The organism is Mesorhizobium sp. LNHC252B00 (assembly GCF_000502955.1).
Classification (GTDB): domain Bacteria; phylum Pseudomonadota; class Alphaproteobacteria; order Rhizobiales; family Rhizobiaceae; genus Mesorhizobium.
Genome location: NZ_AYWO01000005.1, coordinates 260,870 through 281,176 on the forward strand (window position 1 = coordinate 260,870; position 20,307 = coordinate 281,176).

20 protein-coding genes and 5 pseudogenes are annotated in these 20,307 nt (G+C 59.6%); 13 read left to right on the forward strand and 12 right to left on the reverse strand.

Annotation, left to right across the window (positions count from 1 at the left end; all coding sequences use genetic code 11):
• Nucleotides 1-55: 55 nt before the first annotated feature.
• The 3 genes from X744_RS160225 to X744_RS160215 are packed head-to-tail and all read left to right on the forward strand — an operon-like array spanning nt 56 to nt 3,604.
• Nucleotides 56-1,102, forward strand: a complete 1,047-nt coding sequence (locus X744_RS160225; protein ID WP_023758502.1) for an ABC transporter permease — start codon at nt 56-58, stop codon at nt 1,100-1,102.
• The gene (locus tag X744_RS160220; RefSeq protein WP_031259927.1) at nt 1,099-1,983 is read left to right on the forward strand and encodes an ABC transporter permease; all 885 of its coding nucleotides are present in this window, start codon (nt 1,099-1,101) and stop codon (nt 1,981-1,983) included. The genes X744_RS160225 and X744_RS160220 overlap by 4 nt, the downstream gene beginning before the upstream one ends.
• Nucleotides 1,973-3,604, forward strand: a complete 1,632-nt coding sequence (locus tag X744_RS160215) for an ABC transporter ATP-binding protein (protein ID WP_023758504.1) — start codon at nt 1,973-1,975, stop codon at nt 3,602-3,604. The genes X744_RS160220 and X744_RS160215 overlap by 11 nt, the downstream gene beginning before the upstream one ends.
• A gap of 427 nt (nt 3,605-4,031) precedes the next feature.
• On the opposite strand, the gene X744_RS160210 is transcribed toward X744_RS160215, so the two are convergent.
• Both X744_RS160210 and X744_RS160205 read right to left on the reverse strand, forming a co-directional pair.
• On the reverse strand, nt 4,032-4,949 hold the full coding sequence (locus X744_RS160210) for a membrane protein (protein WP_023758506.1): 918 nt from the start codon (nt 4,947-4,949) through the stop codon (nt 4,032-4,034).
• Between the two features lie 581 nt (nt 4,950-5,530).
• Complete coding sequence (locus tag X744_RS160205) at nt 5,531-5,812, reverse strand: hypothetical protein (protein ID WP_023758507.1); 282 nt, start codon at nt 5,810-5,812, stop codon at nt 5,531-5,533.
• A gap of 578 nt (nt 5,813-6,390) precedes the next feature.
• On the opposite strand from X744_RS160205, the gene X744_RS160200 reads away from it, so the two are divergent.
• The 4 genes from X744_RS160200 (at nt 6,391) to X744_RS160185 (ending at nt 10,730) form a co-directional block, all read left to right on the forward strand.
• Nucleotides 6,391-6,675, forward strand: a complete 285-nt coding sequence (locus X744_RS160200) for a hypothetical protein (RefSeq protein ID WP_023758508.1) — start codon at nt 6,391-6,393, stop codon at nt 6,673-6,675.
• A 409-nt stretch (nt 6,676-7,084) separates the two neighbouring features.
• Entirely contained in the window at nt 7,085-7,957 is an 873-nt protein-coding gene (locus tag X744_RS160195) for a ferritin-like domain-containing protein (protein WP_023758509.1), read from the forward strand.
• Between the two features lie 83 nt (nt 7,958-8,040).
• The gene (locus tag X744_RS160190) at nt 8,041-9,573 is read left to right on the forward strand and encodes an FAD-dependent oxidoreductase (protein ID WP_023758510.1); all 1,533 of its coding nucleotides are present in this window, start codon (nt 8,041-8,043) and stop codon (nt 9,571-9,573) included.
• Nucleotides 9,574-10,037: 464 nt separating this feature from the next.
• On the forward strand, nt 10,038-10,730 hold the full coding sequence (locus X744_RS160185; RefSeq protein ID WP_245266522.1) for a LysE family translocator: 693 nt from the start codon (nt 10,038-10,040) through the stop codon (nt 10,728-10,730).
• Between the two features lie 745 nt (nt 10,731-11,475).
• Here the strand turns inward: X744_RS160185 and X744_RS1000000174395 are convergent.
• From X744_RS1000000174395 to X744_RS0136445, 6 genes are all read right to left on the reverse strand, one after another.
• Complete coding sequence (locus tag X744_RS1000000174395) at nt 11,476-11,634, reverse strand: hypothetical protein (RefSeq protein ID WP_198032214.1); 159 nt, start codon at nt 11,632-11,634, stop codon at nt 11,476-11,478.
• A 31-nt stretch (nt 11,635-11,665) separates the two neighbouring features.
• Entirely contained in the window at nt 11,666-11,866 is a 201-nt protein-coding gene (locus X744_RS0136435) for a hypothetical protein (protein ID WP_031259929.1), read from the reverse strand.
• A gap of 181 nt (nt 11,867-12,047) precedes the next feature.
• Nucleotides 12,048-13,067 (reverse strand): YihY/virulence factor BrkB family protein, encoded by a 1,020-nt coding sequence (locus X744_RS0136440; RefSeq protein ID WP_023758512.1) that lies wholly within the window; start codon nt 13,065-13,067, stop codon nt 12,048-12,050.
• On the reverse strand, nt 13,067-14,020 hold the full coding sequence (locus tag X744_RS160180; RefSeq protein WP_198032201.1) for a DUF3618 domain-containing protein: 954 nt from the start codon (nt 14,018-14,020) through the stop codon (nt 13,067-13,069). The genes X744_RS0136440 and X744_RS160180 overlap by 1 nt, the downstream gene beginning before the upstream one ends.
• Nucleotides 13,971-14,396 carry a phage holin family protein gene (locus X744_RS160175; protein WP_023758514.1) on the reverse strand — a complete coding sequence of 142 codons (426 nt, stop codon included), beginning with the start codon at nt 14,394-14,396 and terminating at the stop codon, nt 13,971-13,973. The genes X744_RS160180 and X744_RS160175 overlap by 50 nt, the downstream gene beginning before the upstream one ends.
• Nucleotides 14,397-14,408: 12 nt before the next feature.
• Nucleotides 14,409-14,762 (reverse strand): hypothetical protein, encoded by a 354-nt coding sequence (locus tag X744_RS0136445; protein WP_050589506.1) that lies wholly within the window; start codon nt 14,760-14,762, stop codon nt 14,409-14,411.
• A gap of 358 nt (nt 14,763-15,120) precedes the next feature.
• On the opposite strand from X744_RS0136445, the gene X744_RS160170 reads away from it, so the two are divergent.
• From X744_RS160170 to X744_RS160160, 6 genes and pseudogenes are all read left to right on the forward strand, one after another.
• Entirely contained in the window at nt 15,121-15,558 is a 438-nt protein-coding gene (locus X744_RS160170; RefSeq protein ID WP_023758516.1) for a curlin, read from the forward strand.
• 209 nt (nt 15,559-15,767) lie between these two features.
• Nucleotides 15,768-15,917: pseudogene (gene csgH, locus X744_RS1000000176205) on the forward strand (curli-like amyloid fiber formation chaperone CsgH); the annotation flags it as partial.
• Nucleotides 15,918-16,015: 98 nt separating this feature from the next.
• Nucleotides 16,016-16,096: pseudogene (locus X744_RS1000000176210) on the forward strand (hypothetical protein); the annotation flags it as partial.
• A gap of 167 nt (nt 16,097-16,263) precedes the next feature.
• Nucleotides 16,264-16,676, forward strand: a pseudogene (locus tag X744_RS01000000169475) (curlin).
• Between the two features lie 381 nt (nt 16,677-17,057).
• Entirely contained in the window at nt 17,058-17,360 is a 303-nt protein-coding gene (locus tag X744_RS160165; RefSeq protein ID WP_023758518.1) for a hypothetical protein, read from the forward strand.
• The gene (locus X744_RS160160; RefSeq protein ID WP_023758519.1) at nt 17,357-17,788 is read left to right on the forward strand and encodes a PIN domain-containing protein; all 432 of its coding nucleotides are present in this window, start codon (nt 17,357-17,359) and stop codon (nt 17,786-17,788) included. Before X744_RS160165 ends, X744_RS160160 begins: the two co-directional genes overlap by 4 nt.
• A gap of 13 nt (nt 17,789-17,801) precedes the next feature.
• Here X744_RS160160 and X744_RS1000000175005 read toward each other — a convergent pair.
• From X744_RS1000000175005 to X744_RS1000000171800, 4 genes and pseudogenes are all read right to left on the reverse strand, one after another.
• A pseudogene (locus X744_RS1000000175005) lies at nt 17,802-18,112 on the reverse strand (adenylate/guanylate cyclase domain-containing protein); the annotation flags it as partial.
• A 292-nt stretch (nt 18,113-18,404) separates the two neighbouring features.
• Nucleotides 18,405-18,857, reverse strand: coding sequence for a cupin domain-containing protein (locus X744_RS160150; RefSeq protein WP_023758521.1), 453 nt, complete (start codon nt 18,855-18,857; stop codon nt 18,405-18,407).
• Entirely contained in the window at nt 18,847-19,488 is a 642-nt protein-coding gene (locus X744_RS160145; protein WP_023758522.1) for a TetR/AcrR family transcriptional regulator, read from the reverse strand. Before X744_RS160145 ends, X744_RS160150 begins: the two co-directional genes overlap by 11 nt.
• Before the next feature lie 245 nt (nt 19,489-19,733).
• Nucleotides 19,734-19,847 (reverse strand): annotated as a pseudogene (locus X744_RS1000000171800) (CsbD family protein); the annotation flags it as partial.
• Nucleotides 19,848-20,307 lie beyond the last annotated feature (460 nt).

The window sequence follows — 20,307 nt, forward strand, 5'->3', positions numbered from 1 at the left end:
GGTTGGCTTCCCTGGCTGTTGCAAGGGCTGCCGCCCAAACAGGAAACGCACGCCCATGAACCCTGTCGCAAGAACAGTTCTGGAGCGGCTTGGGCTCGGCCTGATTACTTTGTTCATCGTGTCCATCATTATCTTCTCTGCGATCGCGATGCTCCCCGGCGACTTCGCCAAGGCCACGCTCGGGCAATCGGCGACGTCCGAAACGGTCGCCGCATTCCAGCGAGAAATCGGCATCGATCGTCCACCTGTCGAACGCTATTTTGTCTGGGTCGCGCAGATGCTCCACGGTGACTTCGGCTCCTCGTTTGCGAGCCGCACCGGATACCGGCGTAGCGTGGCCGAGATCATCGCGCCACGGCTATACAATACGATGTTCCTCGCAGCGGTGACTGCGCTGGTCGCAGTCCCGCTGGCCCTGGGGCTTGGCATTCTTGCCGCTCTGTACCGCAACGGCTGGTTCGACCGGCTGGTGAATGCTGTGACGCTGACAACCATCTCGTTCCCGGAGTTTTTCGTCGCCTATATGCTGGCCTACCTGGTCATCTCGCGCGACACGTTCATCGGATCCGATTTCGCTCAATCGCTGCCACATTGGCTGGCAGCCTCACTGGGCTGGGCACTCAATGCTGTTCCCAAATTTCCGACATTGTCGAATGTGAACGAGCAGACGCCGTTTTGGGATCACGTCTGGAAAGTGGCCCTGCCGGCAATCACCCTTACGCTCGTCATCGTGGCCCATATGATGCGCATGACCCGAGCGGCCATCATCAACATGCTGGCAAGCCCCTACATCGATATGGCGCGCCTCAAGGGAATGTCCCCGATGGTGATCGTGCTGAGGCATGCCCTGCCCAATGCCTGGGCTCCCATCGTCACCGTGGTGGCCTTCAATCTGGCGTATCTCATCGTTGGAGTGGTCGTGGTCGAGGTCGTGTTCGTGTATCCCGGCATCGGTCAGTTGATGGTTGATGCGGTGAAATCCAGGGATGTTCCGGTCGTTCAGGCCTGCGCCCTGATTTTCGCCGCGACCTACATCCTGCTCAATCTGATAGCCGATATTATCTCCATCGCCACCAACCCCAGGCTCTTGCATCCACGATGACCAGCTTCGAACCTATCGCGGCGATTCAAAGGCTGAGGCGCTCGCGTGCCACCCGAGCGAAAACGGCCCTGAAGAAGGCACCCTTCAGCGCATGGTTCGGGATCGTCGTGATCGTCGGCTACGTTTTTGTTGCGGTCCTCGCGCATTGGATCGCGCCATACGGGGAGACTCAGGTCTTCAGCGAAGCCTTCGCGCCGTGGAGCCAGGAGTTCAAATTGGGAACCGATCAGCTCGGCCGCGACATGCTCACCCGCTTGATCTACGGTGCGCGCAACACCATCGCTATTGCAGTCGCGACCACGTTGCTGTCCTTCGCGGTTGGCGTCTCGCTCGGTCTTCTTGCCGCGTTGCACAGGGGATGGCTCGACCAGATATTGTCGCGTGCGGTGGACGTGTTGATGTCAATCCCAAGTCTGATCTTCGCGCTGGTGCTGCTGTCGATCTTCGGCTCGTCGATCACCAGCCTGATTGTGATCATTGCCCTTCTTGATTCCACCCGTGTCTTTCGGCTTTCTCGCGCCGTTGGGCTTAACGTGGCCGTGATGGAATATGTGGAGGTGGCGCGATTGCGCGGCGAAGGCGCGAGGTGGATCATCGCCAAGGAAATCCTTCCCAATGTAATGCCGCCGCTGGTCGCAGAGTTCGGCTTGCGATTTTGCTTCGTATTCCTCACCATCGCGGCGCTGTCCTTTCTCGGCGTCGGTATTCAGCCACCGACCGCCGATTGGGGTTCGATGGTGCGCGAGAACGCAACCCTGATCACTTACGGAGACGTCACGCCGCTCCTTCCGGCCGGCGCGATCGCTCTCCTTACGGTGTCAGTCAATTTCGTCGTGGACTGGTTCCTGCACGCAACAAGCGGGTTGCGGGATGAAAAATAGCGGTCCAGGTCCGCGCGAAAAAGGAAAGGATCTACTGCAGATCCGCAATCTGCATGTGGAGGGGTTCTCGGACGAGCGGTGGCATCCCATTGTGCGCGGGATCGATCTGACGCTGAAGCGGGGGGAGGTTCTGGGCCTGATCGGCGAGTCAGGCGCCGGCAAGTCCACCATTGGCCTTGCCGCCATGGGTTATGCCAAGCCGGGCTGCCGGATCACACAAGGCTCGATCCTGTTCGACGGGATTGATCTTCTGGCAGTCAGTGAAACAGTGCGCCGTCGCCTCAGGGGCTCCCGCATCGCCTATGTCGCGCAAAGCGCGGCGGCCTCTTTCAACCCGGCCCACCGGCTGTTGGAACAAACCGTCGAAACTGCGGTGGCGCATGGAATTGCCAGCCGGGAAGAGGCAAACCGGAGCGCCGTCGATCTTTATCGACGTCTTCAGCTCCCAGACCCGGAGACAATAGGCTTTCGCTATCCTCATCAGGTCTCCGGCGGGCAGTTGCAAAGAGCAATGACCGCAATGGCTATGGCTTGTCGTCCGGACCTCATAGTGTTCGACGAGCCAACGACCGCGCTCGATGTGACGACGCAGGTCGAAGTTCTTGCCTCCATTCGCAACATCGTGGAGGAATTCAATACGGCCGCAATCTACGTGACGCATGACCTGGCGGTGGTAGCGCAAATGGCGCACCGCATTATGGTTTTGCGCGACGGGCTCACTGTGGAGGAGGCTGAAACACGGCAGATGCTCGCTGCGCCTGCCCAGGAATACACCAAAACACTGTGGGCTGTGCGCAAGCTCGCGAAGCCCGAAGTTGCGGCCGAAGAGTATCTGCTGACGATAGACCACGTTACCGCGGCCTATGCCCGAACCGTCAAAGTGCTCCAGGATGTCTGCATCAAAGTTCCACGCGAAAGAACGGTGGCTGTGGTCGGCGAGTCCGGCTCCGGGAAGTCGACCCTCGCTCGGGTCGTCACCGGCCTTCTGCCATCGCTTTCGGGGTCGATCTCTTTTGCCGGCCAGCCCCTTTCAAAGAGCTTGAAGATGCGCCCGAAGGAGGTCCTGCGCCGCATACAGATGATTTATCAAACGCCTGACAACGCGTTAAATCCGCGCCAGACGGTCGAAGACATCATAGCGCGACCGCTTGAATTCTACCTCGGCTTTAGCGGCGCGCAGCGGGATCGCCGGATCGGCGAACTCATGCATATGGTCGAGATGAGCGAAGCTTACCTGGACCGACTGCCGGCCGAATTGTCGGGTGGCCAAAAACAGCGCGTTTGCATTGCCCGGGCGCTTGCGGCCGATCCGGATCTCATTATCTGCGACGAGATTACGTCCGCGCTCGACCAGATCGTGCAGGAGGAAATTCTAAAGCTCCTCATGCGCCTGCAAAAGGACTTCGGCATGAGCTACCTCTTCATCACTCACGACATTGCCACCGTACGGGCGATAGCCGACGAAATTGTCGTCATGCACCAGGGCAAAGTCGTTGAGCAGGGTATGAAGAGCGAAGTTCTTACGCCGCCGCATCCGGCTTACACCGAAAGGCTCTTGTCGTCCGTACCGGAAATGGATCCGGACTGGCTCACAACGCTGCTGGCCAGGCGGAAAATCTGATAGGATCGCAAGGTGGACAGGAAGAGAAACCCGTCCACCAGGCACCTGCCGTCCGTCCTGCTGCCAGAACACCCCGCGACCGCTAGGCCGCATAGCACTGGGACGGAGAGATGCCGCACGATCATCACCCGACTGTGCGTTCGATCGTGAGTTTTTTCCCTCGTGAGAGCGCGACCAGCAAGACGGCACGATCGTCGCCGCTGCGCCGACTGACCCAGCGCGGTCGCGTATTTTAGGCAAATTGAATCTTGGCCCGTTCTGAGCGATGGCATGCCCCAGCAGTAGGTCGCGATGGCCCGTCAATCCGATCAAGATCATCGTCAGTGAGGTCGCCTCATTGCTCCTCGGCTTCGATCACCTCATTGGTTCGACCGGCATAAATTGAGGCGTGACACCAAACCCGCCGCCGGCCGATGCGATCCGGACTTCAACGGGTCAGAACGAGGGCCTCCTCCTCGTCGCGCTGCTTGCCACCGTACACTGCTGCAACGCTGGCTATGAAGGCGCCGACAACCATCGACAATGCGCCTATAAGTGCGAAGGACGCAGTGGCTTTCCTTGCTGTATCGGCCGCCTGCTTGGCCTTGGCCTTGGTGTCGTCGACTTTGGCGATCACCGCATCCACTCGAGCCTTCGCATCGGCCTCCGACAGGCCTGTGCGGGCGGCGACGAGTTGCGCCAGATAGGCCTTGTCCTCAGGCGATATCTGGCCATTTGCCGCCCCCGCCAGCAGGATTCGCGTCGCCTGTTCCGTAGCGGTGGCGCCGTTCTGTTCATTGGCGGGCGCTGCGGCGGGGGTCGCCGCGCGGAACAGAGAATCCACAAAATAGCCGGTCCAGATGCCAGAAGGTGGGGCACCTGTCGTAGCCGCATTGGCGGCTGCTGTCGTTGCCCCCGTCGCGGCGCCTGACGCCACGGAGGATGCAGCCTGCACACCCGTGCCCAGCGCCGCCGAAAGAGCCGAGCCCAGCACGCCGGCAACAAGCAATGTTGCCAGCGCCCACGCAAGGAAACCGTGCGCGGTGTCACGAAAAAAGACTTCGTCGGTGTGGACATTTACCCACTTGGTGCGCAGCCGGCCGGTGAGATAGCCGCCTAAGCCAGCTGATAGCCATTGAACGACGACAAGCCAGGCAGCCGCCGAAACCGCGAAGGTCGTGGTCGAAGCGCTCGCTCCGGTCCAGGGCGAAACCATGGTCAGTCCTAGACCGGAGCCGACCAGCATCAGAATAACCGTCAGCGTCGAGGCCGCGAAAGCGCCCGCGACGATCGGCCCCCAGCTGACGGCCGATGAGGACGACTCAGTGACCGGCGTGATGTCTGTCGATGAAACCACGGTTCCCATTTTCACCCCCTACCGCGCAAGAAGCATAATCAGAATGATGATTGGGATCGGCACTCCAAGCAACCAAAGCAAGATACCTCGACCCATAACTACCTCCTTTAAAAGGTGCTGAGACGAAGTAACAATTCTCCATGAAGGTTTTCGTTCCAAAGCTGCCGCTGGGCATTATGCGGCAACTCTCCTGCGCGAGACTGGTCCAGGCACGCAAGTTACCCGGCTGACGGCAAGCGGTGCGTTGTCGTGGAATCTGCCCCTCGATACGTGCGGAGTTTACCGCGCCTGTGTCGCGCCGCCTTGTCGAGAGCCTTTGCTGGGCACGTCATTGTTTTGGTGGGCAATAAGACTCAATCGTTTGGAAAGTTCCAGGGGCTGAGGCTGTTCAGGAGGTTAGGCATAATAGAAAGGCTGTCCTGCGCGGACCGCGTTACCCATAGCCGCCATCGCATTCGGCTCGTAGGCAGCGATCGCCGAGAAGTTCCCAGGTAGGCGTTGGGACACGCCGCAGGCACAAACTAACGTGCCTTCGTCACCGCCCTATCGTGGTTTCGCGTAGTGAGGTTGCGCGAGCTACTCGCGCACGGTTACCCGCGATGTCGCTGAGACCTCGGCAATGAGGAATCAATAACGACAGTGACAAGACCGCATCCGTCGATACGAACGGTGACTTTGCCGTCCTCTTGATCGACGCGCGTGGCGAAACCACTGATTGCGACTTTCTGGCCTACCTTGGCCTTCTGCGGCGTGTCGATGGCAAGCGGGAAATTATAGGTCGGCACACTAACGCTCGAAACGCCGTCCTCCATCACCTTCAGGATGGTGGCCGATAGCGTGATCTCATCTCCGACTTTCGGTTTTCGCGCCATTCAAATCGCTCATGATCGTGATTGTGATTGAAACATGCAACTCAGCTGAAATGTTCCCGACCCTGCTCACTGCCATTGGATTAATCGAGTCATTGCTAAGTTTTACTCAAAATGCCATCGCTGGATGTCCCCTCAAGCCCCAGCAAGCCGACGCGGCCTGCGTCCCCAAAGGTTTAGAGCGTGCCGGCTTCCCTATCGCGCCAGCACACCTTGTGGGCTGCGCGAAGGCGTTCCACCACCCGTGTCGGCCAAGCCCTCAAGGAGTAGAAGCCTCCGCACGACGAGGACAAAGCTGAAGAGGACGAAAAGCCCCGCCATAGGAGCGAGCTGCGCCGAACTCTTGAAGCGGTCAAATCCATGAGGTTTAGACCCTCGTGGGTTGTATGGGAGCCGTCTGCATCAGGCTTGCCTAAGTGCGCGCCCTGGCCGTCATGAAACGTCAGGCGAGGCCGTCTCCGGTCAAGCTTTTCGCTAGCAAGACGTTGCTAAAATATACGTTATCCACGACGGAACCAGGTGGTCAAGCGCACGTTGCTTCGCGCAGTCACGACAAGCTTGTTGACCTGAAGGAGGTTAAAATGAGCATGAAACTTCTCGTTGCTGCAATCGCGCTCGCATCGATGGGGGGTGTTGCGATGGCTGGTTCCACAACCGGCACATCCGCGCTCGACGATCCTGCCAAAATGTCGCCGTTCTTCACCGATGCCGGTATGAAGACATTGAGGTCCGAAAAGGATTTCAAGACCGCGTGGACGGCCATGAAACCCGACGAACGAACGGCGGTGTTGAAAGACTGTGGCGACACCACGCTTAACAAGGCGCATGCGGAATTTTGCGCAATGGCCAAGAAGATGGGCAGCTAAAATAGCGCTGCCAACCACCGAAGACGAACATTAAGTCCGGCTTCGGTGGTCGTGAATGGATGGCGTGCTTCGTCGGCGATTACCCAGCGCCGTTGTTCCTGCGTCGCTGTTCAAGCCGATTGAGTTGCGAGACTGATCGGCAGCATCACCATTGACTGGATGCGCGACAGGGCTCGCTGGGGTGTAAGAGCCGAAAGTGGATGAGCAGTTACCTGTTCCACGCGGTCGGACGCAGCCACCATGCTGATCGCAGCCTGACCATTTCGAAAGGATAGCGCCTCGACGACCTGCCTTGCCTCTGGGGCGGGAGATCTGGGTCTTCTCGGAACATTAGGCATTTAGCGAAGTTTGGTTGGACGGCTCGCTCTTGGGGCCAAAACGATGGCCAGGCGGGCTTTGGGAGGAAGCTATGATTCATGTCACGCCTTCGCTTCACGTCTGTCGCCGGCGGGCACTGCAAATTGGCCTGGGAGCAACGCTCACTTCAACCATCGGCCTTGCTCCGGCTTCGCCCGCTTTTGCGCAGGATGGCGTCAAGGACGAAGACATTTTCCGCTTTGCACTCAACCTCGAATACATGGAGGCGGAATACTATCTTCGGGGTACCACTGGAAAAGGCATCGACGATTCAGATGCCGGTTCCAAGCCCGGCGATGTCGTCGGCGGCAAACAGGTTTCCTTCGAAACGCCCGCGCTCGGTGAATTCATGCGGGAAGTTGCGGAAAACGAACTTGCCCATGTTAGGTTTTATCGCAAGACGCTTGGGTCGGACGCCGTCGACCGGCCGGCAATCGATTTTGATGCCGGCTTTGCTGCAGTCGCGAAGGCTGCGGGCCTGGGTGCGGACTTCGACCCCTTTGGCAACCAGATGAATTTCGTGCTCGGCGGCATGCTGTTTGAGGATGTGGGTGTAACGGCCTACGCTGGAGCGACAACCGTTCTAAAGAACAAGCAGTTCCTGGCTGCTGCAGCCGGTATTCTCGCCGTCGAAGCTTACCACATGGGAATGGCGCGGTCTTCGCTCTACCGCATGGGCGAGAAGGCCTGGAAGGCTGCCAATGCCATTTCCGACGCGCGGGACAAGATCGACGGGCCCGACGACAAGGACCAAGGCATCTATGTCGACGGCAAAGCCAACTTCGTTCCTTCGACGCCAGACGCGATCGCCTTCACAAGAACACCGCAAGAGGTGCTGCGCATTGTCTATCTGACTGATCAACCCGGAGTGAGCAAGGGCGGTTTCTACCCCAACGGGATGAACGGAACGCTCAGGAGCACTTAAATGATGGAAGCTGTCGGACACGCAGAACCTGATTGTCGTCGGCAGATATCCCCTTCATCCGTTTTCGTTCCGATGAGAACGCGATGAACGTCAGCAGCGAAGCGACGAAGTCTTTGTGGGCGCTTGACGCCAGCTTGCCCACCGCTCCCCGTCTTGAGCAAAACGAGAAATGCGACGTGGCCGTGATTGGGGCTGGCATCGCCGGGATTTCGGTTGCCTATGAACTGGCACTAGCGGGACGCAAAGTGGTGCTCGTGGATCGTGGACCCTTGCTCGGCGGCATGACCTCGCGCACGACCGCCCATCTGGCGCCCATCTGCGACGACGGCTTGAGCGCACTGGTCGAGATGCGTGGCGAAGCTCTGGCGCGCGGGTTTCAGACAAGCCAGCGAGCCGCGATCGACCGGATCGAACAGCATGTCGCCAGCCTGGAAATCGACTGCGATTTCCGGCGACTGGAGGGGTTCCTTTTCCCCGCCGCATGGATGGACGAGAAGGAGGCCGCCAGACGATGCAACGAGGAGTATGCGGCTGCGGCAAAGACGGGCGTCGAAGTCGAGCGTGGCAAGGGCGTGCCGCTCAAGGGTCATGAATCGGCGCCCGTCCTGCGCTATCCGGGCCAGGCCACTTTCCACCCGCTGAAGTACCTGCGCGCCCTGCTTGCTGATTTCAAGAAGCGAGGCGGCAAGGCCTTCGCCGACAGCGCCGTCGTCGAAATCAAGGAGGGGAAGCAAATTCGCCTCAAATGCGACAGCGGCTCAACCATCACGGCTTTGAACGCGGTGTTTGCAACCAACTCTCCGATCAACACTTGGGTCAAAATCCACAGCAAGATGGCGCCCTATCGCACCTATGCGATGGCTTTCGAGATCGCCGGGGGAATTCTCCCGGACGCGCTCTACTGGGATATGGACGACCCGTATTATTACGTCCGCCTCAGCCGCGGGTCTGGTAAGACCGACTGTCTCATTGCGGGCGGTCGCGATCATAGATCGGGCGAGACGGACGATGGCGAGGCGCGCTTTGCGGCGCTCGAGGCCTGGATCAGAGCGCTGGTGCCCAATCTTGGTGGGGAAAGAGCGAGATGGTCAGGTCAGGTTCTCGAAACCATTGACTATTGTGGCTTCATCGGCCGCAGCCCGGGCAACGGCAACGTCTTCATCGCCACCGGCGACTCCGGCCAGGGCATGACGCATGGTGCATTGGCCGGGCGCCTGATCCGCGATCTGATCGTCGACGGATCGAATCCCTGGGAAGCCGTCTATGCTCCCGACCGGACGCCGCCAGCTGCCTTCACGCATTACATCAATGAGAACCTCACGACGGTGAAGAATCTCGCCGGTTACTTGCTACCCGGCCAGATGAAATCGGCCAGGGATCTCAAGCCCGGAGAAGGCGGCGTCCTTCAGGACGGCTTGAGCAAACTCGCCGTGTGCCGCGACCGCGCCGGCAAGTTGCACAGGCGATCAGCCACTTGCACCCATCTTGGCTGCATCGTGCACTGGAATTCCACCGAGCAATGCTGGGATTGCCCCTGCCATGGCTCGCAGTTCGCGCCGGACGGGACGGTACTTAACGGCCCAGCGACCCGATCTCTGGTTCAGCCGAAGTCATAATGCCAAACGTCAGAGGCGGATCAGCCGGACGGCATAAGCCAGCTTGTTGTGGCGTGCTCTTTTTGCTGGTGGACAAGCCGTGTTTCGCCTAATGGCACTGGGCTGCATGCCCCGCATTCTCGGGCAGCGAAGGCCCGGTATGTCGAGCCGGTTTTGTTCGAGCAATCCCTCGCTGGTCTGTTCGAAATTGCTCGTCCGATAGTAGCCGCATTTCGGATTGATCGGGGGCCTGGATTGCGAATGTAACCCTTGGCCCTTACCGACGGCGCATGGAAGAGCAGCTGGCGCCTTCGCTCGCACCCTTGCACGCCCTAAGACCAAGCAGACAGCGCCAGCGTTGGAGCCTTCGATGATGCTTATAGTCGGCACTGCGGCGGTTTTCGCCGCAAACCTCTTCCGTTCTTTCAGCGCACGATCCGCCGAAAGACCGCCGGTATGTCAGACAAGGTCACGATGCGCTGCCGTTGACCAGCGGCGTATGCATCCTAGTTGCAGTCATCCGCGTTCGAGAGGAACATTCCGTGCATCCTGGCCTCTGGATAGCATTCGTCGGAACGGTCATCGCACTGCAAGTGCCACCGGGGCCGGACAGCATGCTTGTGATGGCGCGCGGAATTGCGCAGGGCCGTGGAGTTGCGCTGTTCACTGTGCTCGGGATGACCGTCGGAGCGGGCATGGTGCAACTGCCCCTTATCGCGCTTGGCCTCACTACTCTCATTAGAGCTTCACCGCTCGCGTTCGCTGCGCTCCAATGGATGGGAGCGGCCTATCTCATTTGGCTCGGGCTTCGGCTGATTTTCACAGCCGCGCATGTCCCTGCCCAGCACGATGGGAGGTCGCCCGGGCACCTTGCGGCGGCAGGCGAAGGCATGATCGCCAATCTAATCAATCCTTGGCCCATCACTTTCATGGTTGCATTCCTGCCCCAGTTCGTGGACCCGCATGGAGGCTCGATTACGCTCCAACTCTTGTTGCTGGGCGCCACTCAGAAATTGACGGGCGTACTCGTGTTAGGAACTTATGCCATGGCTTCGGGCAGCATAGGGACGTGGATCATGGCGCATCCCCGCGTAAGGCGGTGGCAGCAGCGGATCGCGGGCTTCTTCATTGTCGGCCTCGGGCTCCGAATGGCCTTTGGTGGTGGAGCAAGCCATTGAATCTAACGCTGCCGAATTGCGCCGGAGACCCTACAGGGGGAGGAACATCTTCTCTTCGCCTCGAATCTCTTGCGGGCCTCCTGAGCGGGCATGTTGCCTTCCACAGCAGACAAGCAGGTTTCCACCGCCTGTTTCCTTAGGGCCTTAGGGCCACGCCTCGTACACTTCAGGAGATGCTCGGAGGCACCTTCGGCATGACTGACCCGAAGCGGATGCCAGGTTTGTCTGTCCTGACGTAGACCGGAGGTTGAATCAATGCAGAGCCGTCAGGGCTCTCTGAGGACGAAGAGCACGAATTGATCGTGAAGCGTCGCTCAGTCCATGATGATCTCGACCAATTCCGGTCGGTCTCTCGTAGGACGGGCCCGGCCTTATGAACTGCGGCGATGGTGTGACCGGAGACAATGCTTGCCAACCGGGATGAAACGCATCGCCGCCTCGACCAACTCGTTGGCGGTGGCCACGGGCTCGCAAACTGCTTGAAGCCTCATCGCTCCTCCCCAAGGGAGAAACCTAAGTGGTCTATGGTTCACCAAACGAAGATCAAGTTTGGATGTATCAAGCCAAGAGGCCGGGTGAATAGGGACCGACGCGACCTCCGTCGCGTCTTTGCGTTTGCACTTACATTAGCTTTAGAGCACATTAAAGCAGCCGGTGAAGTACCCCGTACCGGTTAGGCTCGCGCCAGTCCCCCAGACCCCTCGACGCCGGGCCGCTCGGGTGACAAGGCACATTTCCGTTTTGCCTAGTCTCGCCGCCGCTTCTTGTCGCGCAAATTGAGAAGCTCGACCAGATCATCAGCCTCTTCGACAGGCATGTCGATCAACGGAACGCCCAACTCGACGGCAGGCATGCCGGTGAACACGTCGATGACGTCCCACGTGCCTTCAGGCGTTCTTTCCATGTCATATCGTCGCGTCATCGGGGCAGAGCGTTCAACGCTGCGTATCGTCGGGCTGGGCATCGGGTCCTTTTTCATCAAGTTCATCGGCCAATGAAGCAATGTTGGGGGGCAGCTCGGGCTCTACCTGCCAGTTTAAGAGCTTGCGCAGATGCCGGCGCAGGATTTCCGTGCCAATCCAGCGCCGCACGATTTCGGCAATAGCCTTCTGCCTTGATCGGTCAAGTTCTGGCATGTTCGGAACTCTCGGAACATTGGTTTACACGCCGAACTCACCCACCATGGAATGGTTCCTGCCGCTGAAACATTGCCGCTACGGCTATGCTTGGCGCAGGTCGTTCGTCGATTTCACATCGGAGACAGGTGACGCAGCCTTTTTGCGGAATGGTGGGAGGTCTGGGTTGTTGAGGCGCGCGTTACTGTTTTGACATTGCATGGTCGAGCTCGCCGCCAACCAAGATGACAATGGAAGAAATCCAGATCCAAATCAGAAAGCCGATGATCCCGCCGAGCGAACCATAGGTTTCATTATAGTTTCCGAAATTGGCCGCATACCAGGAGAACAGAATCGATCCGACCAGCCAGCCGAGTGCCGCGACGGCGCTGCCCCAACCTATCCAGCGCCATGGCGCGCTGTGCCGGCTCGGACCGAAACGATAGAGGAGGGCGAAGCCGAGCGCGACGATTGCAAGCACTACAGGCCAGCGCAGAATTCGGATAAGCAGGTCCGTCGCCCCAGACAGTCCGACGAACGACAACAGGATTGGGACGGCCACGGCAGCGCCGATTGCCAGTAGCCCCAGGACGATCCCGCCCATCGTGAAGGCCAAAGAAACCGCATTGATGCGGAAGAAGCCGCGTTTCTCCTTCTCGCCATAAATTATATTAAGGGCATCGAAGAGTGCCTTAACGCCGGCGTTGGCACTCCACAGCGAGGCGGCAAGACCGATTATGAATGCCAGCCCAAGAGTTCCGCTTCGCTGCGAGGCGATGTGCTGCATCTGGTTGCGGATAACTTCCAGTGCCCCGGCGGGTAGCAAGCCTGAGATGCGGTCGAAGTGTGAGGCAATAGTCTGCGGATCGGCGAACAATCCGTAGACGGCGACCAGTGCGGCAATGGCAGGGAAAATGGCAAGGATGGTGTAAAAAGCGATTCCCGCAGCAATGGCAAGCACGCGGTGTTCTGTGATGCCCGTCTTAACGCGAAGAAGGATGTTCCTCCAGCTTGCGAACGAGCTTGCCGAAGAATTAGTGAGGCGCTGCTGGCCAGCGTCACTGTTTTCCTCATGCAGCGGCGTAGCAGCTGGAGCGGCGTATCGACGTGGTGAGAATCCGAACGCCAGCAGAACCAGAGTAGCCGCAGGAACCCAAAATGGAGTGAAATCCCTCTTGTGAAGGGAGCGGTTCTCCGGCTGGCCGGTGGCAGTCGTTGTCATCACCCTGCTTTGTCGTGCTCTTCTTTCGCCTGCGGTGTGCGCGCGGTGTTTTCTCTTGAGGCTGCTTTGTTGCCCGTGTCTGGCTCTGCCGCTGCCGCGGGCACGGCCGGCCTTGCTGGCTCCTTTCCTTCTTCTTTTGTCTTAGCGGCAACCTCTTTCTCGCCGGACGGAGTGGGTTGTTCAGTACCATCTCCGGACTGGCGATGTCGGCCGGGTTGCGGACTGCGTGGGTCTTCTGTCGCACCGCCTGGTTTATCGCGTATCAGGGGATCTTCCACTTCCGAGGGCGGCAAAGCCGCACCGATTGCCGCGCCGACTGCCAAGCCGATGCCCGCCAGGACAAGCGGCTCATTGCGGCAGAAATTCAGCAGGCTCTGAGTGGTCGATGCGAGGCTATGGCCGAGGCTTCGTGCTGAACCGCCGATCGCCATCGCTGTTCGGCTGGTGCTGTCGGCCACCGCGTCATAAGTCGAGGATGCCGTCCTTGAGACAGATGCTGCCGCCGATAGAGCATTCTCCCCAGCGGCTGCGCCCAGGCGCCCAGCTGCATCCCTAATTTGGGAACCGGCCGCCGCACCAGCTTCCGTGACTGAGTCGGCGACGGCCCCAATCTTGTCACTCATCCGGTCCAGGTCGCTGCCTTCGGGCTTGGGGCGTGTGCCAATGTCGGCGGCTCTGCCGTTTGCCGGGCCAGCGCACATCAGCCAAGCGATTCCGGCTCCGATTAAGGTGACGGGCAGCGGATTTCTTGCCATCTGATGGCGCAGGCCACGATAGAATTCACCGGCATCGCCTCGACCGGCGTAGTCGCTGAACTGATCCAGAATTTGGCCAGGCGTGACGCTGGCCCTCAGTTCGTCAAGTGTGTCCACGAGCTGCGAGCGTATCCGCTCCGTCTCGCGCTCAAGCTGCTCTGTGTAAGTCATGGCGATGCCTCGCTTGCTCTTTTGCAACGGATGCGTCCCGCTGAAGCTGGTGAATGGTCTTGTCGGGCATCATCGTTTTGATTTTGAGCCGGTTCATGCCCACGAGAAGGAAGATGAGACCCAACACCAGGGCTATGCCGCCCACGATCAGGGCCGATGCGGCGGCCGTGATTCCAAGTGCAGGCGCCAAAGCGGCGACGCCGGCCTGAAACAGTATGACCAGCGCCGGAATGAGCAGCACAGCGCCGCCAATCACAAGGCTCAATCCGGCCGTAGCACGGCCTATGTTCTCCGAAATCTCGCTGCGGGCAAGTTGTCCTTCTTTTCGAAGCAGGGTCGTGAATTGCAACACGACATCCGAGAATATGTCCGGAATGGACCGGCTATGTCCGAGAGTTGTCATTTTCTTCTCCTGTCAGGGATGCGTTCCGCCGTGCTTCTGAGGGCCGGGAGACCTCTTCAGAACCCGCGCGAGAGTGATCCCTGCCAGAATGGCTCCGCCGAAGAACGCCGCAGGCTGAGTGTGTGCGAAATCGCCAAGGTCGTTAACCAGATCCTCGACTCTGCGCTTACGCAGTGCAGCGGCTGTGCCTTCCAGACGTGATGCGGCGTCGTGAACGTAGTCAGCACTTCGTGGAAATTGCTTCTCCAGCTCATGGGCAGCGCTATGGATCGCGTCAGCCATCTCGTCGATCCGCTCGGCGCCAGCTTCCTTCTGTTGCTCCGCCGCTTGGCGTGCATGCTCTTTCATCTCATTGGCCTGGACCATGTTAGTCTTCCTCGGTTCGGTCGTCGCCCTAGGGGACGACCGGTTTATTACGTTGAGCTTAACTACGATCGGGAAATTGAGTTCCGGCCGACTGGAAAAAGTCATTGGCCGTTGCCGGACAGCAGTTCACTCAGGGGACCCGGCGGCTCTGCAGTCGCACTTGAGAGGCGCTCCTAACCACTGGTCGAGGGAACCGCGTCTCGAACAATGGAGCGTCCGAAAGCAAGTTGACCGGCCCTCTCACGCGCTGCTCCTCCTGAACCACGGCTGAACGCCGTCTTCAGCATCGGTTCGAATTGCATCTCCTAAAACGAAGCCGTTCAAACTCGCGGTCCCGTCCGCCAAAGGAGACGCTCTCATGATCCCCAATTCTTTCACCGCAACCGCGCTCGCCGCTCTTCTCGGCATTGCCGTCGCTGCCCCGGCCATGGCCAACGACGTGAGCATCGAGCAATACGGCTGGTCCAATTCGGCTGGTGGCGCCCAGAACGGCTTCAAGAACCGTATCCGGGTTTACCAGGACGGCCGATTCAATAAGGTGATCGGCCAGCAGCGCGGCCGCCATAACCTTTCGGCCATTGGCCAGCAGGGGATCGGCAACTACGGCGCCACCTATCAAAATGGCAATCGCAACGTCGCAGGCGTCGCCCAGTTCGGCTCCAATCACACCACCATCCTGACTCAGGACGGCAACGGCAACATCGCTGCCGGCGTGCAGGTTGGCCACGGCTGCGATGCCAATGTCAGCCAGGGTGGCAGCGGCAATGTCGCCGCTTTCGTTCAGGCCTGCCCATAAGCAGCACCGGCTGGGCGGCCGCGGAAACAGTCCGCGGCCCACGAATGCCAAGGAGACGAACCATGCCAAGCATCGTCAAACTTCCCCGTAGCGTCATGACCGCATTCGCCCTGCTTCTGATCCCGGCCGGCGCTTTGGCGACCATGGCCACCGCCGGTCAGGCCCTCGGGCCGGTGCGCTGCGAGATCCGCGCAACGCCGGAAGGCGACATGGTCTCGCTGGAGGCGCTCGCCCATGCCAACAAAAGCGTGAGCGGCACCTATTCCTTCCATGTTGAAAGTGCCGCTCGCACCGGCAGCACCAACATCGAGCAGGGCGGCGCCTTCAGCACAGCGCCCGGCAAGCCAGCTACGCTCAGCGCTGTCACGCTCGACGCGAAGGGCGGCGTCTATGACGCCAGGCTCGAGCTCNCGGCAAGCCAGCTACGCTCAGCGCTGTCACGCTCGACGCGAAGGGCGGCGTCTATGACGCCAGGCTCGAGCTCACGGTCGATGGCAAGAGCAGCAGCTGCGCCGAGCAGTTCGGAGGCGCGACCTGATCGGATCGCCAGACTTGCGAAAAGGGCGTCGGCAATCGGCGCCCTTTTCCTATGTGCGTCAGGCCGGGAGTGAATGAACGACAGCTGAACGAAGGATTCCGGCAGGGTTCAGCCACCAGATGAGAAGATTGGCCACAGGCTGGGGCAGCCGGAAAATGGAGACCAAGATGACCCGCAATACATTGAAAACTCTTGCCGCCGTTCTCGTTGCCGGCAGCATCGGCCAGCGGCGCTGTCCGCACCGGCTTACGCGGGCGGCTGGGTTTCGGTGACATTTGCCCCCGGCAACGTTCGCGACGCTGGCGCCCTGGCGACTGGACTGCGCTTCTATTCGCTGTATCGCGGCCTGCATGGTGCAAGCATCCGTCAGTCAGGACACGGAAACGCAGCTGGCATCGGCCAGAATGGTCGCGGCAATCTGGGCATCATCCAGCAGGAGGGTAATGGCCATTCCGCCACCCTGCAGCAGAATGGCAATGACAACGCTTACGGCATTTTCCAGTTCGGAAGGACTACCGACGCCAACGTCGCACAGAACGGCAATGGCGGTGGCGGTGCCACCTTCAGCTACGGTTGGTAACTGCCGGCGATGAGCCATGAAATTTAGGGTTCCCGCTGGGAACGAAGTATAAAGCGAGCAAATTTAGAAATGTAATGGCCGATCGCGTAGAACCATATAAAAGAATAAGAGTCAGGGCAGCCGAAGTGCGTCAAACGTAAAAGATCTTCTAAAGCGCAAAGGCTGATCAGGACCGGTATAGTGCGAAACACAATCCCGAAAATCGCAGCTTCATTTGCATTCCTGCTCAATCATGCGGCCCCGCGCTTCCGCCTATTTCCAGACAGAGCCTAGGCGAAACCGCCTGTTGTGGTCGGGCCGAATTTCAAACTGATCCACTACCCAGCCTTGCGCTCCAAAGACTACACGGCTATATATCTGGATATAGCACGGAGGCACGCGATGAGCAACAGTGCGCAGAAAAGAGCGATCGACAATTATCGGTCCCGCCTGACCGCGCGTGGCATCGCGCGGTTTGAAATCCAGGCGCTCGACGCCGACCGCGATCTACTCAGGAGCCTTGCCCGGAAGTTGACGGAGGAGGGGCCGGAAGCTGGCCGGCTTCGCCGGACCATACAGCAGGCCGTTGCGGGTGAACCTCGGAAAACGGGCGGTATTCTCGCCGCATTGCGTCGCTCGCCTCTGGTCGGTGCCGATCTCGACCTCAGCCGGCCGCGAGAAGAGGGGCGTAAGGTCGACCTGTGACGCGCTACCTCCTCGATACCAATATCATCAGCAATGCCATAAAGCAGGAGCCTTCAGAATCGCTGCTGGCCTGGATGGGAACGCAGAACGACGATGACCTCTTCATCGCTTCGCTAACCGTTGCGGAAATCCGCCGCGGTATTCTGGAGAAGCCGCGCGGTAAGAAACGTGACGCACTGGACAAGTGGTTCTCTGGGTCGGAAGGGCCGCAGGCTCTGTTTGCCGGGCGCATCCTATCGTTCGACGACAAATCGGGGCTGATTTGGGCGCAACTGATGGCAGAAGGGAAAGCGGCTGGCCGGCCGCGTAGCGCGCTCGACATGATCGTCGCCGCCGTCGCCAGTGCGAATGACTGCGTGGTGGTGACGGATAACGAAAAGGACTTCGCCGGACTTCAGATCGTCAACCCGATACGCGGAACGGTCTGATGCAGCGGCGGATCAAGGAATGCATGATGTCTTCGCTGATGCCGTCGGCGAAGTAGCCCTGCTCGGTGTCGCCATTTTGGCGAACGGCAGGACGGCGATCGAATGCTTTGCCGGCGTTGACCCTGCCGGCCGGCTCGTCGAGGGTTCCGACATAGCGATCGCCTTGTTCCCGGCGCTGCCGACTTGCAGCGAATAGACCACGATCGGCTCGGCGAAATTATTGAGTTGTGTGCTGTGGAGATCGCGGACCGAGAGGTCGAGCGTTGCCTTGACCTGCCGATAGGCATCCTCGGAAAGGCAGATGGCGCCGGGCGCCGCCACGCCCGCAGCACACGGCATCCAGACTGCGGAACCAACCAGCGCCCCATCGCCGGCCACTTGATCGCCCGGCCGTTGTACACGGCGATGATCGAGCTCTCGCTCGGCCGCCGCCTCTGGATATGGACCATTGCAAGGTCGCCACCGTGCCTGGCGCCGGCCCGATTCCCTCGCGAATGGCTTTCTCGGAGGGGCGCAAATACCATCACCACAGCCGGTTGTCGGAGGAATGGTTTCGGGGACCATCATTGCCGGATATGACGCAAGAGCTCGAAACCACTCGAAATTGCGATGCAACTCAGGCCGCCATTGTCAGCATTTCTATCCCGTGCTGCTGCATTGCCGCGCCGATCCGCGCGAAGTCGGGCTGCGTCTGTGGCTCGGCCGTGCCGATGTCGCGGAAGAAGACGACCATAGAAGTTTCTATGAGCACGAGCATCCGCACCGGGTGGCTGCTGTCGTTTGAGTAATTATGCGGCTCTCTGGGACCGATACGCACCGAGGTTCCGGGGCTCGCGACCGTCACCTCGGGCGGGCCGCCCTCGGCAAAGTGGCGGACCGTGAGGTCGCCCTCGATTACATAAAATTGTTCGGGCGACGCGTGGCTGTGCGGCGGGGTGCCGGAGCCCGGCGGGACCTCGACCTCAATGAGTTCGAGGTTCGAGCCCACAAGGCCTCCCAGGAAGCGGATGCGATCGGCGACGACCCAGAGGGTCTGGCCGTCGTAGGGGTTGGTGACGTCAATTTTCATTACCTGTCTCTTTCATTTGCGATGTAACGTCCGCTGGAGAGTGGCCCGAGGTGACTGCGGACAGTATCACCTCAATTGCCCAGGATGCGGTCTCGCCAGCCTCGGTTCCGGTGAGACCGCCGTAGTCTTTCAGGACCTCCCAGGCAGAGGCCGAGAAGAGAAGATGGACTAGCGACCTGATCTTCTCGGCCTCGGCGGGCGGAAGGGAGGCGATGGCGGGAGCGAGTGCGTGAGCGAAATTGGCACGCCGCTTCGCCACCGTGCCTGTACGCATCTCGCGGCCGGTCCGGGAGTGTAGCGAGGAGCGGATCGCCGCTTCGTGTGTGTCGAACTTTGGGAACGCTTGTCGTGGGCCATCGACGAGGTCTTTTAGACTCTCAGGTGTCGCGGAGACACCTATCCGGGCATTCAGCCAAGGCCAGAAGGTGGCCAACAGGTCGTCCTTAGTCGCGAAGTGGCGAAACACGGTCCGCCGCTGTACTCCGGCCCTCAACGCGATGGCTTCCGTGCTGATCTCGTCCGCGGCGCTCGCCGAATCCATCAGTTCAAACAGTGCGATAAGGATCGCCTCGCGTGTCTCACGCGCTTTTTCCTCGCGCACGGGGCTGTTGTAGGCACGGACACTAGACATGCGGCTCGTTCCAAATTTCACGACACTGCCTGTGTCATTAAATTTGACCCCTGTCAATTGATGGCACCATATGTGTCCTTAAATATCGCAGGAGCCCGTGAGTGGCTGGATTCCCAACGCCGAATGCGTTTGAGTCCCCGCCAAGCCAGTGCAACACAAAGCCGCCGCGCGCCATCACGCCGACTGACGTGAAGGCGGCCACCGCTCGATTATTGGGTTGGGACCTTTGCCCTTCGTGGCGTAGTTTCATCGCGCCTGCCGGCGATGCGGTTAAGATCATCATCAGTGAGCTTGCCCCATTGTTCCTTCACCTTGCCTTTGACCTGCTTCCAATTTCCTTCGACGCGGTTCCAGTCCATGGTGGCGAACTCCTTCNTGTTCCTTCACCTTGCCTTTGACCTGCTTCCAATTTCCTTCGACGCGGTTCCAGTCCATGGTGGCGAACTCCTTCGTTTCTCTCGTGGAAAAACGGTCGTATGGCCGTGGGGTTCAGCTACAACGCCGAAGAAGCGACGACCTCGATTGGAAGTCGATTTTCAATCAGTCTCGATGGAACATTAACAGTCCCTAAGGGTTGTGCGTGCGGCAGGTGCCCTCCATCGCCTGCTGAAGATCGGTGTTCTCTGATCGGCCCGTGCTCTCACAGAGGGCGCGGGCTTCAATTGCACAGGCGATGGTCGGAACCTACGTTGTCAGACCACCAAGGATAAGGCGCTGGCCATGGCAAAGGAGAACGGTGCCAAGGTGCGGGTCGAGGAGGTGAAGAAGCGGTAAGGCCCGTCTGGCGAGGCAACGGGAGTTCGCTAATAGTTACATTGA

Bases quoted from the DNA above. Each gene is read 5' to 3' on its own strand.
- X744_RS160205 (WP_023758507.1), bottom strand. From the start codon at position 5,812: ATGGCGCGAAAACCGAAAGTCGGAGATGAGATCACGCTATCGGCCACC.
- X744_RS160175 (WP_023758514.1), bottom strand. From the start codon at position 14,396: ATGACAACTCTCGGACATAGCCGGTCCATTCCGGACATATTCTCGGAT.
- X744_RS160210 (WP_023758506.1), bottom strand. From the start codon at position 4,949: ATGGGAACCGTGGTTTCATCGACAGACATCACGCCGGTCACTGAGTCG.
- X744_RS160150 (WP_023758521.1), bottom strand. From the start codon at position 18,857: ATGAAAATTGACGTCACCAACCCCTACGACGGCCAGACCCTCTGGGTC.
- X744_RS160190 (WP_023758510.1), top strand. From the start codon at position 8,041: ATGAACGTCAGCAGCGAAGCGACGAAGTCTTTGTGGGCGCTTGACGCC.
- X744_RS0136445 (WP_050589506.1), bottom strand. From the start codon at position 14,762: ATGGTCCAGGCCAATGAGATGAAAGAGCATGCACGCCAAGCGGCGGAG.
- X744_RS160195 (WP_023758509.1), top strand. From the start codon at position 7,085: ATGATTCATGTCACGCCTTCGCTTCACGTCTGTCGCCGGCGGGCACTG.
- X744_RS0136440 (WP_023758512.1), bottom strand. From the start codon at position 13,067: ATGACAACGACTGCCACCGGCCAGCCGGAGAACCGCTCCCTTCACAAG.
- X744_RS160200 (WP_023758508.1), top strand. From the start codon at position 6,391: ATGAGCATGAAACTTCTCGTTGCTGCAATCGCGCTCGCATCGATGGGG.
- X744_RS160215 (WP_023758504.1), top strand. From the start codon at position 1,973: ATGAAAAATAGCGGTCCAGGTCCGCGCGAAAAAGGAAAGGATCTACTG.
- X744_RS0136435 (WP_031259929.1), bottom strand. From the start codon at position 11,866: ATGCCAGAACTTGACCGATCAAGGCAGAAGGCTATTGCCGAAATCGTG.
- X744_RS160165 (WP_023758518.1), top strand. From the start codon at position 17,058: ATGAGCAACAGTGCGCAGAAAAGAGCGATCGACAATTATCGGTCCCGC.
- X744_RS160145 (WP_023758522.1), bottom strand. From the start codon at position 19,488: ATGTCTAGTGTCCGTGCCTACAACAGCCCCGTGCGCGAGGAAAAAGCG.
- X744_RS160220 (WP_031259927.1), top strand. From the start codon at position 1,099: ATGACCAGCTTCGAACCTATCGCGGCGATTCAAAGGCTGAGGCGCTCG.
- X744_RS1000000174395 (WP_198032214.1), bottom strand. From the start codon at position 11,634: ATGGAAAGAACGCCTGAAGGCACGTGGGACGTCATCGACGTGTTCACC.
- X744_RS160170 (WP_023758516.1), top strand. From the start codon at position 15,121: ATGATCCCCAATTCTTTCACCGCAACCGCGCTCGCCGCTCTTCTCGGC.
- X744_RS160225 (WP_023758502.1), top strand. From the start codon at position 56: ATGAACCCTGTCGCAAGAACAGTTCTGGAGCGGCTTGGGCTCGGCCTG.